The organism is Neorhizobium sp. DAR64862/K0K3 (assembly GCF_050500185.1).
GTDB classification, from domain to species: Bacteria; Pseudomonadota; Alphaproteobacteria; order Rhizobiales; family Rhizobiaceae; genus Neorhizobium; species Neorhizobium soli.
This window is the reverse complement of record NZ_CP191451.1, coordinates 142,872-157,352: the sequence shown is the minus strand read 5'-3', so window position 1 is coordinate 157,352 and position 14,481 is coordinate 142,872. Positions and strand designations below refer to the sequence as shown.

At 59.4% G+C, this 14,481-nt stretch carries 12 protein-coding genes; 4 read left to right on the top strand and 8 right to left on the bottom strand.

Going from position 1 to position 14,481, the window contains the following annotated elements:
* Positions 1–56: 56 nt before the first annotated feature.
* The 8 genes from ACQY1L_RS24290 to ACQY1L_RS24255 form a co-directional block, all read right to left on the bottom strand.
* Positions 57–986, bottom strand: a complete 930-nt coding sequence (locus ACQY1L_RS24290) for an electron transfer flavoprotein subunit alpha/FixB family protein (RefSeq protein ID WP_430246300.1) — start codon at positions 984–986, stop codon at positions 57–59.
* A 149-nt stretch (positions 987–1,135) separates the two neighbouring features.
* The gene (locus ACQY1L_RS24285) at positions 1,136–1,885 is read right to left on the bottom strand and encodes an electron transfer flavoprotein subunit beta/FixA family protein (RefSeq protein WP_430246302.1); all 750 of its coding nucleotides are present in this window, start codon (positions 1,883–1,885) and stop codon (positions 1,136–1,138) included.
* Positions 1,886–1,899: 14 nt separating this feature from the next.
* The gene (locus ACQY1L_RS24280) at positions 1,900–3,330 is read right to left on the bottom strand and encodes an aldehyde dehydrogenase family protein (protein WP_430246304.1); all 1,431 of its coding nucleotides are present in this window, start codon (positions 3,328–3,330) and stop codon (positions 1,900–1,902) included.
* 14 nt (positions 3,331–3,344) lie between these two features.
* Positions 3,345–4,079, bottom strand: coding sequence for an ABC transporter ATP-binding protein (locus ACQY1L_RS24275; protein WP_430246306.1), 735 nt, complete (start codon positions 4,077–4,079; stop codon positions 3,345–3,347).
* Entirely contained in the window at positions 4,076–4,894 is an 819-nt protein-coding gene (locus tag ACQY1L_RS24270; protein ID WP_430246309.1) for an ABC transporter ATP-binding protein, read from the bottom strand. The genes ACQY1L_RS24275 and ACQY1L_RS24270 overlap by 4 nt, the downstream gene beginning before the upstream one ends.
* Positions 4,891–6,207, bottom strand: a complete 1,317-nt coding sequence (gene livM / locus ACQY1L_RS24265; protein WP_430246311.1) for a high-affinity branched-chain amino acid ABC transporter permease LivM — start codon at positions 6,205–6,207, stop codon at positions 4,891–4,893. The genes ACQY1L_RS24270 and livM overlap by 4 nt, the downstream gene beginning before the upstream one ends.
* Positions 6,208–6,212: 5 nt before the next feature.
* Entirely contained in the window at positions 6,213–7,130 is a 918-nt protein-coding gene (locus tag ACQY1L_RS24260; protein WP_430246314.1) for an ABC transporter permease subunit, read from the bottom strand.
* A 74-nt stretch (positions 7,131–7,204) separates the two neighbouring features.
* Positions 7,205–8,326, bottom strand: a complete 1,122-nt coding sequence (locus ACQY1L_RS24255) for a branched-chain amino acid ABC transporter substrate-binding protein (RefSeq protein WP_173998140.1) — start codon at positions 8,324–8,326, stop codon at positions 7,205–7,207.
* A gap of 332 nt (positions 8,327–8,658) precedes the next feature.
* Here ACQY1L_RS24255 and ACQY1L_RS24250 point away from each other — a divergent pair, with 332 nt between their 5' ends.
* Genes ACQY1L_RS24250 through ACQY1L_RS24235 form a run of 4 tightly spaced genes read left to right on the top strand, consistent with a single transcriptional unit; the run spans position 8,659 to position 14,481 of the window.
* Entirely contained in the window at positions 8,659–10,743 is a 2,085-nt protein-coding gene (locus ACQY1L_RS24250) for a hydantoinase/oxoprolinase family protein (protein WP_430246316.1), read from the top strand.
* Positions 10,744–10,753: 10 nt separating this feature from the next.
* Positions 10,754–12,439 carry a hydantoinase B/oxoprolinase family protein gene (locus tag ACQY1L_RS24245; RefSeq protein WP_430246318.1) on the top strand — a complete coding sequence of 562 codons (1,686 nt, stop codon included), beginning with the start codon at positions 10,754–10,756 and terminating at the stop codon, positions 12,437–12,439.
* A complete protein-coding gene (locus ACQY1L_RS24240; protein WP_430246320.1) occupies positions 12,436–13,647 on the top strand; it encodes a pyridoxal phosphate-dependent aminotransferase in 1,212 nt (403 codons plus the stop codon). Before ACQY1L_RS24245 ends, ACQY1L_RS24240 begins: the two co-directional genes overlap by 4 nt.
* A 21-nt stretch (positions 13,648–13,668) precedes the next feature.
* Entirely contained in the window at positions 13,669–14,481 is an 813-nt protein-coding gene (locus tag ACQY1L_RS24235; protein ID WP_430246322.1) for an NAD-dependent epimerase/dehydratase family protein, read from the top strand.

Genomic DNA, 14,481 nt, shown 5'->3' with positions numbered 1-14,481 from the left:
CAAAAGATATTTTAGTCGCCAAAACGGCCATTTGCCTTCGATCATCAGATGGATCGTTAAAGCGCCCTCTTGAACTCTGGCAGCAGCTCGAACAGGTCGCCGACGAGGCCGTAGTCTGCGACTTGGAAGATCGGGGCTTCCTCGTCCTTGTTGATGGCGACGATGACCTTGGAATCCTTCATGCCGGCGAGATGCTGGATGGCGCCGGAAATGCCGACCGCGATGTAGAGCTGCGGGGCGACCACCTTGCCGGTCTGGCCGACCTGCCAGTCGTTGGGCGCGTAGCCGGCATCGACGGCAGCACGGCTTGCCCCAACGGCGGCACCAAGCTTGTCGGCGACGGGCAGGATGACTTCCTGGAACTTTTCCGACGAACCGAGCGCACGACCACCGGAGATGATGATCTTGGCGGACGTTAGTTCCGGGCGGTCCGACGAGGACAATGCGTCCTGGACAAAGGTCGACAGGCCGGGGTTGGCTGCCGCGGAGATGCTCTCGACCGATGCCGAACCGCCTTCAGCGGCGGAGGCAAAGGATGCCGTGCGCACGGTGATGACCTTCTTTGCCTCTGACGACTGCACCGTCTGGATGGCGTTGCCGGCATAGATCGGGCGCTTGAAGGTGTCGGCGGAGAGAACTTCCGTGATTTCCGAGATCTGGGCGATGTCGAGCAGGGCGGCAACGCGCGGCAGCACGTTCTTGCCGACAGATGTGGCTGCCGAGATGATGGTGTCGTAGGAGCCGGCAAGCGAAACGATCAGGGCTGCGAGCGGTTCTGCGAGGTTGTTGGCAAGATCGTCGCTTTCGGCGAGCAGCACCTTGGAAACGCCTGAAAGCTTGGCGGCGGCATCCGCAGCAGCCTGGGCGCCCTTGCCGGCGACCAGCACATGCACGTCGCCGCCGATCTGGCTTGCTGCCGTCAGCGCCTTGGCGGTCTGGTCGGACAGGGTTGCGTTGTCGTGATCAGCCAGAAGAAGAATGGCCATGATGTTTGTTCCTCTTAAAGTGTTGGTTCCTGAAATCCGTCAGGCCCTGCCGAAAACGGTGGGGTGCGGGAACCGGCGCGCAGCGTACTTAAAGGTACGTGAGCACCGGAAGCGCAGCAGCCCGCCGTTTGCAGGCGGCCTCACGGGTTTCACAGCACGCCAGCTTCGTTTTTCAGCTTGTCGACCAGTTCCGCGACCGACTTGACCTTGATGCCTGCCTTGCGGCCACTTGGCTCTTCGGTCTTCAGCACCTTGAGACGGGCTGCCGTGTCGACGCCGAAATCGGCCGGGGTCTTCTTGTCGAGCGGCTTCTTCTTGGCCTTCATGATGTTCGGCAGCGAAGCATAGCGCGGTTCGTTGAGACGCAGATCGGTGGTGACGACTGCCGGCAGCTTGATCTCGATGGTCTGAAGACCGCCATCGACTTCGCGGGTAACCTGAGCCTTGCCGTCACCGATTTCGACCTTGGAGGCAAAGGTGCCCTGTGCCCAGCCGAGAAGGGCGGAAAGCATCTGTCCAGTCTGGTTGGAATCGTCGTCGATCGCCTGCTTGCCGACGATGATCAGGTCAGGGCTTTCGGCTTCAGCCACGCCCTTGATGATCTTGGCGACGGCGAGCGGCTCGACCTGATCGTCGGTCTCTACGAGGATCGCCCGGTCGGCGCCCATGGCCAATGCCGTGCGCAGCGTTTCCTCGGCCTTGGCCGGACCCACGGAGACGACGACAACTTCGGTTGCCTTGCCGGATTCGCGCAGGCGGAGCGCTTCCTCGACGGAAATTTCGTCGAACGGGTTCATCGACATCTTCACATTGGCGAGTTCGACCCCGGAACCATCCGGCTTGACGCGGATCTTCACGTTATAGTCGATGACACGCTTTACGGTGACCAGAACTTTCATCTCTACATCTCCAGCTATGCCAACGTGTAGGCAGTCTTGACTGTTGTATAAAACTCGGCGGCGTACCTTCCCTGTTCCCGCGAACCGTAGGACGAGCCTTTGCGACCGCCAAACGGCACATGGAAATCCACGCCCGCTGTTGGCAAATTGACCATGACCATGCCGGCTTCCGAATTTCTCTTGAAATGCGTTGCGTGCTTTAGACTCGTCGTCGCGATCCCGGAGGACAGACCGAACGCCGTATCGTTCGCAACCGATAACGCTTCCTCGTAGTCCTTGACGCGAATGACCGCTGCAACTGGACCAAATATCTCTTCCCGGCTAATCCGCATCGCATTCGTGGCCTCGGTGAACAGCGCCGGCTGGAGATAGAACCCAGGAGTTTCTCTCTTGAGAATATCACCTCCAAAGGCGAGCTTTGCTCCCTCGCCTTTCCCGATCGAAATATAGTCGATATCCTGTTTGAGCTGGCTCGCATCGACAACCGGGCCGATCTGGGTGCCGGCTTTCAAGGCATCGTCGATGACAAGAGACTTTATTCGCTCAGAAAGGGCTGCAACAAACCGGTCATGCGCACCTTCCGTGACGATCAGACGCGAGGACGCGGTGCAGCGCTGACCCGTTGAGAAGAAGGATGAATTGGCTGCAGCCTCAACAGCGACCGTCAGATCCGCGTCATCGATAACCACGAACGGATTTTTTCCGCCCATCTCGAGCTGGAATTTCCGATTGTGATCGACAGAGGAAATGGCGACGCGTTTTCCGGTGCCTATCGAACCGGTAAAGGTGATCGCATTGACATCAGGACTGTCCAGTATCGTCTGCCCGACTACTGAGCCCTTTCCCATTACGAGGTTGAGGACGCCGGCTGGCAGACCCGCCCGATGCAGTATTTCAACCAAGGCCCAGGAACTGGCAGGGACGAGGTCGGCAGGTTTAAAGACCACGGTGTTTCCAAAACACAGTGCCGGCGCGATTTTCCAAGCGGGAATGGCGATCGGAAAATTCCACGGCGTGATGATCCCGATGACGCCGACGGCCTCGCGGGTGATCTCGATACCGATGCCCGGCCGAACAGATGGCCGTGTCTCTCCGGAAAGGCGCAGGGCCTCGCCGGCGAAGAAGTCGAAGATTTGCGCGGCGCGGACGGTTTCACCGATCGCCTCGGGAAGGGTTTTTCCCTCCTCCCGGGCAAGAAGCGTCGCGAGTTCATCCTTGCGGGCCATGATTTCATCGCCAGCCTTCTTGAGGATGGCGTGGCGCTCGAGGATAGGCGATCGCGACCAGGCGGGAAACGCACTTTTGGCGGCTGCAATCGCAGCCAGGGTGTCGTCAGTGGAGGCCCTGGCGAATTCGCCGACAACCTCGTTGGTATTGGATGGATTGATATTGGTGGATACGTCGCCGCCGACCCACTCACCGGCAATGAGATTCTTATGTAACATCGTCGTTCCCTGAATTAGTGAAGGCCGAGATAGGCCTTGCGCACGTCCTCGTTGTCGAGAAGCGAAGCGCTGTCGCCGGACAATTGGATCTTTCCGTTGACCATGACGTATGCGCGTTGAGATAGCTTCAGCGCATGATTGGCGTTCTGTTCAACCAGGAAAATCGTCTTTCCCATTGCCGCGATTTCCGCCAGAACTTCGAAGACCCGCTTGACGACAAGAGGTGCCAGGCCGAGCGACGGCTCGTCGAAGAGGATGAGCTCGGGACGCGCCATTAAGGCACGGGCAATTGCAAGCATCTGCTGCTCGCCGCCGGACATGGTTCCGGCGGTTTGATTGCGGCGTTCTTTCAGCCGAGGGAATAGCTCGAACATCGTCGCCCGGTCCTCATCGAAATGAGACATGCCGATCGCCGTGGTGCCCATCATCAGATTTTCCTCGACCGTCATGTCCTGATAAATCTGCCGGCCCTCTGGAACGAGAGCGATCCCGCGCCGCGCAATCTTGTTGGTAGGTAGCCTGGAGATGTCTTCACCACGATGGCGGATCTGGCCCGATGATGCACGTGGGACGCCGAAGATCGTCGACAAGAGGGTGGTCTTGCCTGCCCCGTTGGCACCGATCAGGCTGACGATCTCGCCCGCACAGATGTGCACGTCGACGGTTCTCAGGGCCTGAACCGCACCGTAGTGGGCTTCGACGCCGACGAATTCCAGCAGGGGACTGGATGCGGGTGCTACGGTGCTCATGCTGTTACTTCCTCTTCGCTGACACCGAGGTAGGCGGCGATGACGGCAGGATCGTTTGCCACTTCACTTGGGGTGCCGTCCGAGATCACCTCGCCATGGTCGAGAACCACAATGTGATCGGCGATGCTCATCACGAGCCCCATGTCGTGTTCGATCACGAGAACGGTCAGATCATGATCCGACCGCAGGCGCCGGATGACCTGCGACAGTTCCCGCGTCTCGGAGGGGTTGAGACCTGCTGCAGGTTCATCCAGGCAGATGAGCTTTGGCGAGGTACACATGGCCCGGGCGATTTCCAGACGGCGCTGACGGCCGTAAGGCAGTTGGCCCGCAAGGCGGTTGGCATCCTCGAGCAAATTCATCTGACCAAGCCAGTAGTAGGCCCGATCGATGGCTTCGACCTCGGTCCTGCGGAAGCGTGGCGTTTTGAAGATGCCGCTGAGAAGGTTGTTGGTGGTTGCCAGATGCTGCGCGATCAGCAGGTTTTCCACGACCGACATTTCCTTGAAGAGCCGTATGTTCTGAAAGGTTCTGGCGATGCCTGCGCGCGTGACTAGGTGTGAGCCACCTACGATCGGCTTGGTGATCAAATCACCGATGTTGCACGAACGATCGTTCGACTCCAGAACGATCCGGCCTTCACTGGCACGATAGAAGCCGGTGATGCAGTTGAAGATCGTGGTCTTTCCTGCGCCGTTTGGACCAATCAACGCCGTTATGTCGCCCTGCTTTACCTTGAAGCTGACATTTCTGTTGGCGACGATGCCACCAAACCGCATCGTCACGTTCTCGACTTGGAGGACAGCTTCTCTCATTGTGCCACCTCCAATGGCTGGTTTACATTCATGGCCAACACAGATGACGTCGAGGGGAAAAAGGCAGGGCGTGTGATCCGCACGAGACCACGCGGCTTCCAAATCATCATGACGACCATGAGAATGCCGAAGACGAAGACCCGGTACTCGGCAAAATCCCGCAGAACCTCCGGCAGAATGGTCAGGACCAGGGCTGCGAGAATGACGCCGACCGTAGATCCGAGACCACCGAGGACGACGATTGCAAGGATCAGGGCCGACTCGAAGAACGTAAACGAAGTGGGGTTCACAAAGCCTTGGTGCACAGCGAAGAAAACGCCTGCGAGGCCACCGGTGGAAGCGCCCAGCATGAAGGCCGACAGTTTGGTGAACACGTGATTCACGCCAAGCGAGCGGCAGGCGATCTCGTCTTCCCTGAGTGCCTCCCATAGGCGGCCGAGCGGCATGGCACGCAAGCGATGGACCGCATAGACGACAGCGCAGACGACGAGAAACAGCACGATATAGATCAGCCAGAATTTGTAGTCGGCACTATAGGGAATGCCGAAATATTCGTGGAACGGCACGCCGCCCTGGCGAGCGGTTCTGGTAAATTCGAGACCGAACAGTGTCGGTGGCGGCGCGGGTGCGCCGTTAGGACCGCCCGTAAACTCTAGCCAGTTGGTCAGGATCAGGCGGATGATCTCGCCAAATCCAAGCGTCACGATGGCAAGATAGTCGCCGTGCATGCGAAGGACCGGGAATGCCAGGATCATCCCGAACAGGCCTGCGAGGAATGGGGCGATGAGGAGCGCGCTCCAGAAACCAAACCCGAGATATTGGGACCCCAGCGCCAGAAGATAGGCGCCGACGGCGTAGAAAGCGACAAAGCCAAGATCGAGAAGCCCCGCAAGACCGACCACGATATTGAGGCCAAGGCCGAGCAGAACGTAGATAAGGGCGAGGATCGCCACACCAAGGTAATATTTGTCCGCGAAGGCTGGAAGCGCCAGGCCCCCGACAATCACCAGAGCGAGAAGAGGGTAGGGAAATTTCTCCTTGCCCGTGTTGACGGTGACCCCGCCTCCGCTGTTGCGGCTGAAGCGTTCGAGCAGCCTTGAGCCGATTGCAGTGCTGAGCGCCAGCGAAACAAGAACGCGTCCGGCAGCGACGGTTGCAGCAAGCGAAAGGGCGCGCGCCAACTCGCTTCTGAACGAGAAACCCTCAAGAACGAGACCGGACATCGGACCCAAGACGATAAGAGCGATCACGAAGGTGAAGAGTGCCTCCTTGGCCAGCTTCACAACTAGATTTGGCTTGATAGCGTTTTCCATTGACGTCAGACCTTCTGGATTTCCGGCCGGCCCAACAGACCGTAGGGGCGGAAGAACAGGATGATGATGAGAAGGGCGAAGGCGAAAACGTCCTTGTAGTCCGTGCTGACATAGCCCGCGAAAAGCGCTTCGGTCAGTCCAAGCAAAAGCCCTCCAAGAATGGCGCCGGGCAACGATCCGATCCCGCCGAGCACGGCGGCGGTGAACGCCTTGATACCCATGACGAAGCCGATGAAGAAGTTGAACGATCCGTAGTTGAAGGTCACCAGCGTCCCTCCAACGGCAGCCGTTGAGGCTCCGATGACGAAAACCGTCGAGATGATCCTGTCGGTGTTCACTCCGAGAACGGCAGAGATTCCCCGGTTCTGCTGCGTGGCCCGGCATTGCCGGCCGATCTGCGTGTGGTTGATCACATAGGTCAGGATCGCCATGGCAATCAGCGACGCCAGCAAGATCACGACCTGCATGTAGGTGATCTGCGCGAAATCCTTTTCCATGCCGAAGCGAAAGGCGCCGCTGATCAAGATCGGCACGCCCTGATCGCGAGCGCCCTGGGCAATCTGCACATAGCTTTGCAGCATCAACGATATGCCGATGGCGGAGATCAATGGGGCGAGTTTTGTCGAGCCGCGCAACGGACTATAGGCCACCCGTTCGATCGCCCAGCCGTATACGCCAGTGACGAAACAGGTGATGACGAGTACGGAGACAAGCGCGAAAGGAACCGACTGGACCCCGAAGAAGCTCAGCACGGCAAGCGAAATCGCTGCGATATAGGCGGAAACCATGTACACGTCGCCGTGTGCAAAATTGATCATCCGGATAACACCGTAAACCATTGTGTAGCCAACGGCGATCAAGCCGTAGATCGTGCCCAGTGTGATACCGTTCACCAGCTGTTGTGCCAGAATGTAAAAATCCATGGCGACCCCCATTTTTATTGTTTGGCAAAAGAATGCCGGCCGAAGATGCCTCGGCCGGCTCGCTTGTGCGGATGTCAGTTCGAAGCGACGGGGGTGCCCTTGTCGTCGAATTTGTAAAAGACGAACTTGAAGTCCTTGACGTCGCCCTTGTCGTTCCAGCCGAGCTTGCCGACCGCCGATTTGACGTCATTCTTTCGCAGCCACTCGATCTGCGATTTCACATCGCCATCCTTGGTGCCTTGCAGGGCAGCGACGATGGTCTGGGCGCTGGCGTAACCAAACAGCGTGTAGTTGTCCGGCGCGATATTTGCCTTCTTCAATGTAGCCTGGGCATCGGCGGTCTCAGGGTCTTTCAGGGGATCAGCCGCCGATGAGTAGTAGACATTCGTCAGGTTCTGCGCACCGCCGGCGGATGTTACGATTTCGGTCTGCGCGAGCGCATCGCCGCTAACGAATTTGACAGTGAGGCCTTGTTCCTGAAGCTGTCGGATCAGAGGGCCAGCTTCCGGGATGAGGCCACCGAAGTAGACGGCCTCTGCGCCGGAGCTTTTGATCTTGGTGACAAGAGCATTGAAGTCGCGTTCGCCACGGGTCAGGCCTTCATAGAGAACCGGCTCGACGCCACGTTCCGCAAGGGTCCGCTTCAGCGCATCGACAAGACCCTGGCCATAAGTGTCCTTGTCATGGATCAGCGCGATCTTGGTGAGCTTCAGCGTATCGAGAATGAAGCCACCTGCCACCACGGCCTGCTGGTCATCGCGGCCGCAGGTGCGGAACATCGTGTCAAAGCCGCGGTCGGTCACGATCGGATTGGTGGAAGACGGCGTTACGGTCAGAACGCCGGCGTCATTGTAAATTTCCGATGCCGGAATGGTGCTTGAAGAGCAGAAATGACCGACAACCGCCTGAACCTTGTCCTGATCGACAAAACGGTTTGCCACTGCCACGGCTTGCTTCGGCTCGCAGGCGTCATCGCCCTTGACGAGCTCGATCTGCTTGCCTTCCACGCCTCCTGCCGCGTTCACGTCTTTGATATAGGCCGAAACGCCGGTCCAGACCTGTTCGCCAAATGTGGCGTTGGCACCGGTCATCGGGCCTGCCACACCGATCTTGATCGTGTCTGCGGCAAGCGCGGGTGCGACGAGCAGCGAGGTCATCACCGCAGTGGTAGCCAAAAATTTTGTTACGGATTTCATCATCATTTCCCTCTGGTTTAAAACCGGTTCGTTGGCTTCATCCGGCGCAGGTGCGTCCCGCGTCCTGGTTTTCTTGCGACCGCTCAGGGCCGTGCAATCGATCTGAAAAGTTCCTTTCCGTTGCGCTCGGGGCGCTTTAGCCGTTGGAGGCCGTCGCGGTTGCTTTCTAGTTGACACATGTATGATAAGTGATATATCCGATGAACGTCAAGCGGAATTATCGGCGCGTCCGACTGCTGTAAAATAGGTTGGAAGCTATTGAAAACGCGAAGATAATGTGCGCGCCTGTATGAACGGGACCAAATAGCTGCTCACGAAACTGGGGATCAAAAATGGTGAACAATGCACGACGAAACTGCCGCGTCGGAGTCGATATCGGTGGGACTTTTACCGACATCGCTCTCGATCAAGACGGCGCGCTGCATTCCACCAAGATCCTCACGGACTACACCGCTCCTGAGCGGGCCATTCTCAAAGGCGTCAAGGCGGTCGCCGAGCTTGCCGGCATTCACCTTTCAGAGATCGACATCCTCATCCACGGCACCACGCTCGCGACCAACGCGCTGATTGAGCGGCGCGGTGCGAAAACGGCATTCGTCACGACGGAGGGATTTCGCGATGTTCTCGAAATGCGCACGGAAAACCGTTTCGAGCAGTACGATCTGAACATTGTCTTGCCGCCCGCCCTCATCGAGCGCGCCGACCGCTTCGTTGTCCGCGAGCGCGTCGATGCATCGGGAAAGGTGTTGCTTGCGCTCGACGACGCCTCGGTGAAAGCCGCTGTGGACGCGATTGAAGCTGGCGGATACGAAAGCGTTGCGATCGGCTTCATTCATGCCTATGCGAACGGCGCGCACGAGGCACAGGTCCGCTCAGCGATGCTTGAGCGCATGCCGGCCCTCTCGGTCTCGATATCGTCCGAGGTGTCGCCGCAGATGCGCGAATTCGAGCGCTTCAACACGGTCTGCGCCAATGCCTATGTAAAGCCAGCGATCAAATCCTATCTGGACCGGCTGGTGGTCGCCCTGAAAGAGATCGGCGTCGGTTGCCCGGTCTACATGATCCATTCGGGCGGCGGGATCGTCTCCGTGACAAGCGCATCCGAGTTTCCGGTTCGCCTTGTGGAATCCGGCCCGGCGGGCGGCGCTATCTTCGCTGCCGACATTGCGCGCCACCATGGTCTCGATGCCGTTCTGTCGTTCGACATGGGCGGGACCACGGCGAAAATCTGCCTGATCGAAAAACAGGTTCCGAAAACCGCCAAGACATTCGAAGTGGCACGGACCTACCGCTTCCGCAAAGGCAGCGGTATGCCAATTTCCATTCCGGTTGTCGAAATGGTTGAAATCGGCGCCGGCGGCGGTTCCATCGCCAGCGTCGATTCGATGCGCCAGATCCGCGTCGGCCCGCATAGCGCGGCGTCCGAGCCCGGCCCTGCCTGCTATCAGCGCGGCGGCACCCGGCCGACAGTCACCGATGCCGACCTCATTCTCGGCAAGCTCGATCCCGACAATTTTGCAGGCGGTGCCATTCCGCTGTCCGTTGAGGCAGGCCGCGCGGCAATGGTGAACGAGATCGGCGCGCTCCTCAATCTGGACGCCGATGCGGCCGCCTATGGCACATGCGAGATGGTCGATGAAAACATGGCCAATGCCGGGCGCGTTCACACGGTTGAAAACGGCAAGGACATCTCCGACTTCACCATGATCACCTTCGGCGGCGCCGGACCGCTCCACGCCGCACGTCTTTGCGAAAAAATGGGCATATCGACCTTCCTCGTTCCGCCCGGCGCCGGCGTCGGCTCGGCGATCGGCTTTCTGCGGGCTCCTTTCGGCTACGAATCTGTGCGAAGCGCTGTGTTCAATCTCCAGCGGTTCAATGCGGCGGAGGCCAATAAACTCGTCGCCGCGATGACCGACGAGGCTCTGAGTTTTGTCGAAGGCGGTCTCGAGGGCGTGCAGCCTGTCATCGAGCGCACGGTGTTCATGCGCTATGCCGGACAGGGCTGGGACATTCCAGTCGCCCTCGCCTTCGAACAATTCGATGGCACGAGTGCTGCCGCGATCATTGAACTGTTCGAGCTTGAATATGCCCGCTTTTTCGGCCGCGCCATCGAGGGGCTGGAAATCGAGATCGTCAGCTGGTCGGTCAAGGCAAGCTCACCGCTTCCGGACGTCGCCACGGTTGCGCCCGTCGCAACGGGCGCCGTGGTGACGCCAGTATCGCAGCGCAAGCTTTTCGATGCGGCCAGCAACGCGTTTCTCGACGCAGGCATTCACGATCGCACCGATCTGGTACCCGGCAATGTCGTCAACGGCCCTGCCGTCATCGTCGAACGGGAAACGTCGACTGTTCTCACCTCTTCGTTCAAGGCAACCGTCCAGACCGACGGCTGCCTTCTCGTAACCCGTCTCTGAGGAAGATCCCATGAACCAGTCCATGATCGATATCCATATGCAGGTCATGTGGAACCGCCTCATCTCGGTCGTCGAGGAACAGGCGCAGACCCTCATCAGAACCGCTTTTTCCACCAGCGTTCGCGAAGCGGGCGACCTGTCCGCTGGCGTCTTCGATCTTAAAGGTCAGATGCTGGCGCAGGCCGTCACCGGCACGCCCGGCCACGTCAACGCGATGGCGGAATCGGTTGCGCATTTCATCAATGATATCGGCCCCGGCAATATTTTCGAGGGCGACGTCTATATCACCAACGATCCCTGGAAAGGCACCGGCCATCTTCACGACATCACCATCGTGACGCCGTCCTTCCACCACGGCAAACTGGTCGGCTATTTCGCATCGACGGCGCATGTCGTCGATATCGGCGGTCGCGGCTTCGGGCCCGACGCGCGCGAAGTGTACGAAGAAGGCCTCTTCATCCCGATCATGAAGTTCTTCGATCGCGGAAAACTGGACCGCACACTGATCGAGATCGTCAGGAACAACGTTCGCGAAAGCGACAAGGTGGTGGGCGACTTCTATGCGCTGGCGGCCTGCAACGAAACCGGTCATCGCCGCCTGATCGACATGCTGACGGAATTCAATCTCGACGATCTCGGCACGATCGGCGCGTTCATTCTCAAGCACAGCCGCGAAGCGACCCTCGAGCGGCTACGCAATCTTCCGCATGGAAGCTGGTCCTACAGCCTCGATCTCGACGGTTACGACGAGCCGGTGACCTTGGCTGCCAAGCTCACCATCGGCGCCGACGGCGTGCTGGTCGACTTTGACGGCACCTCCGGCATGAGCAAGTTCGGCATCAATGTCCCTCTCGTCTATGCCAAGGCCTATGCCTGCTACGGCATCAAATGCGTGGTGGCGCCCGAGATCCCCAACAATGCCGCTTCGCTGGCGCCGTTCGATGTAGTTGCGCCGGAAGGCTGCATTCTCAACGCAAAACGGCCGGCACCCGTGGCTGTCCGTCACGTGCTCGGTCATTTTGTCCCCGATCTCGTGCTGGGAGCCCTTCACCAGGCGCTGCCCGGCCAGGTGCCGGCCGAAGGTGCCAGCGCGCTCTGGAACCTTCACATGAGCGTTCGCCCGGTCTCCGATCAGATCGGCGGCAAGGGTGCTGAAATTCTGATGTTCAATTCCGGCGGAAGCGGTGCACGCCCTGCCCTGGACGGCCTCAACGCCACCGCCTTTCCAAGTGGCGTGCACACGATGCCGATCGAGGCGACCGAAAATGTCGGCCCGGTCATCGTCTGGCGCAAGGAATTGCGCGAGGGATCGGGTGGCGCCGGTGCGCATCGCGGCGGTCTCGGACAAACCATCGAGATCTCGGCCGCCGAAGGCTACAGCTTCCGGTTTTCAGCCATGTTCGACCGGCTCGAACATCCGGCGCGCGGCCGCGACGGCGGCCAGGCCGGTGCTTCCGGGTCGGTTTCGCTGGATGATGGCACCCAATTGCGCGGCAAGGGCCTGCAGTTCGTGCCGGCAGACAGGAAGCTCGTTCTCCAGCTTCCCGGCGGTGGCGGTTATGGTGATCCATCCGAGCGGCCTGCCACGACGGTGAGCCATGACCTGAAGCAAGGCTACATGACGGCTGAGCAGGCAGAGACATATACGGACAAGAAGACGGGCACAGACAAAAAGGCGGGAGGAGCGGAAGCATGAATATGATCAGGTTTGAGAGCACCAAGGCAGCGAGCATCAAGTCGTCACCGTCCATGGCCGTTTCGATGGCCGCCAAGGCGATGCGCGCCAACGGTGAGAACGTCATCGACCTTTCGCTGGGCGAGCCGGACTTCGAAACGCCGGACTTTATCGTCGAAGCGGCAATCGAAGCGATGCGCAACGGCAAGACGCGATACACCAGTCCCGATGGCCTGGAGGAGCTTCGCGCGGCGATCGTTGCAAAGTTCAAGCGCGAAAACGGTCTGGACTATGCCTTAGACCAGATTTCGATTGGCAATGGTGCAAAACAAATTCTGTTCAATGCCTTTCTCGGCACGTTGGAGCCGGGCGACGAGGTCGTCGTTCCCGCTCCCTATTGGGTCTCCTATACGGATATCGTCATCCTCCATGGCGGTGTTCCGCGGGTTGTCCCCTGCGGCGTGGAAGATGATTTCAAATTGACGCCGGAGCGCCTCGAAGCGGCCATTACGCCGAAGACCCGCTGGTTCCTGTTCAATTCCCCCTCCAACCCGACCGGCGCCATCTATACGGCAGCCGAGCTTGCGGCGCTGGGCGCGGTGCTGGACCGTCATCCACACGTGTCCGTCATGTCGGACGAGATTTACGAGCATATCGTCTGCGGCGATGTTCCGTTCACGTCGTTTGCCAATGCCTGCCCGCAGCTTGCCGACCGGACGCTGATCATCAATGGGGTTTCGAAAGCCTATGCGATGACCGGCTGGCGGCTCGGCTATGCTGCCGGTCCAAAGAGCCTGGCAAAGGTTCTGAACAAGATGCAGTCGCAAAGCACGACCTGCCCCTCGTCGATCTCGCAGATCGCCGCAGCGGCGGCTCTGAATGGGCCGCAGGACTTCGTGACGCGCGCCGTTGCCGAATACAAGCGGCGCGGTGCGCTGGTCGCCAAGGGCTTTTCAGCAATCCCGGGCCTGGAAGTGCGGCCACCTGACGGAGCGTTTTATCTTTTCCCGAAATGCGCCGCATATATTGGCAAGACCGCCCCGGACGGCAGCCGCATCGGCAACGATACGGAACTGGCGAGCTACCTGCTGACATCCGCCAAGGTGGCGACGGTTCCAGGGGCGGCGTTCGGCGTCGAGCCCTATATCCGCCTGTCATTCGCGACTTCGCAGGAAAACCTGTCTATTGCGATCGATCGGGTCGCCGACGCGCTCGCCCAACTTCGTTGAATATGATTGCGGGATAAGATCATGACTGATTACCAGCGTACGCTTCTCACCGGTGCTGCCGGTGCGCTCGGGACCGAACTGCGCAAATCGGGCACCAAGCTTGGCAAAATCGTTCGTCTATCCGCACGCAAATCGTGCCAGGATCTGGCGCCTCACGAGGAGGATATGCCGGCCGACCTTGCCGATTTCGAGGCCGTCTCTGCTGCGGTCAAAGGCTGTGATGCGATCATCCACATGGGCGGCCAGGGTCTTGAAGGACCGTGGAAGACCATTCTCGATGCCAACATCGCAGGCAGCTACAACCTCTACGAGGCCGCGCGGCAGCACGGCGTGAAACGTATCGTCTATGCAAGTTCGGTGCATGCAATCGGCTTTTACGAACGCACCGAGATGATCGACGGCAATGTCCCGACACGGCCGGACAGTCTCTACGGCGTTTCCAAAACGTTCGTGGAAAATCTCGCACGCTACTACTTCGACAAGTTCGGCATCGAGACGGTGTCGCTTCGCATCGGCTCGAGCTTTCCCGAGCCAACCGACCGCCGCCACCTGATCACCTGGCTGTCCTATCGCGACTGCCGGCAGCTCGTCGAAAAGAGCCTTGCGGCCCCCCGCGTCGGCTTCATGGTGGCCTACGGCATGTCGAACAACAGCGAGTCCTTCTGGGACAACCGGACGGCCGCCGTCCTCGGCTACAAGCCGCAGGACAGCGCGGACGACTACCGCGGAAAGGTATTGGCCAACACGTCGCAGGGCGACCCGAATGATCCGGCCGTGCGGTTTCAGGGCGGAAGCTTCTGTGCCGCCGGTCATTACGAAGACGATCACAAATAA

What these genes read in the sequence shown, in the direction of transcription:
- livM (WP_430246311.1), bottom strand. Translation starts at nt 6,207, where the DNA reads ATGGAAAACGCTATCAAGCCAAATCTAGTTGTGAAGCTGGCCAAGGAG.
- ACQY1L_RS24285 (WP_430246302.1), bottom strand. Translation starts at nt 1,885, where the DNA reads ATGAAAGTTCTGGTCACCGTAAAGCGTGTCATCGACTATAACGTGAAG.
- ACQY1L_RS24270 (WP_430246309.1), bottom strand. Translation starts at nt 4,894, where the DNA reads ATGAGAGAAGCTGTCCTCCAAGTCGAGAACGTGACGATGCGGTTTGGT.
- ACQY1L_RS24240 (WP_430246320.1), top strand. Translation starts at nt 12,436, where the DNA reads ATGAATATGATCAGGTTTGAGAGCACCAAGGCAGCGAGCATCAAGTCG.
- ACQY1L_RS24245 (WP_430246318.1), top strand. Translation starts at nt 10,754, where the DNA reads ATGAACCAGTCCATGATCGATATCCATATGCAGGTCATGTGGAACCGC.
- ACQY1L_RS24250 (WP_430246316.1), top strand. Translation starts at nt 8,659, where the DNA reads ATGGTGAACAATGCACGACGAAACTGCCGCGTCGGAGTCGATATCGGT.
- ACQY1L_RS24290 (WP_430246300.1), bottom strand. Translation starts at nt 986, where the DNA reads ATGGCCATTCTTCTTCTGGCTGATCACGACAACGCAACCCTGTCCGAC.
- ACQY1L_RS24275 (WP_430246306.1), bottom strand. Translation starts at nt 4,079, where the DNA reads ATGAGCACCGTAGCACCCGCATCCAGTCCCCTGCTGGAATTCGTCGGC.
- ACQY1L_RS24280 (WP_430246304.1), bottom strand. Translation starts at nt 3,330, where the DNA reads ATGTTACATAAGAATCTCATTGCCGGTGAGTGGGTCGGCGGCGACGTA.
- ACQY1L_RS24260 (WP_430246314.1), bottom strand. Translation starts at nt 7,130, where the DNA reads ATGGATTTTTACATTCTGGCACAACAGCTGGTGAACGGTATCACACTG.
- ACQY1L_RS24255 (WP_173998140.1), bottom strand. Translation starts at nt 8,326, where the DNA reads ATGAAATCCGTAACAAAATTTTTGGCTACCACTGCGGTGATGACCTCG.
- ACQY1L_RS24235 (WP_430246322.1), top strand. Translation starts at nt 13,669, where the DNA reads ATGACTGATTACCAGCGTACGCTTCTCACCGGTGCTGCCGGTGCGCTC.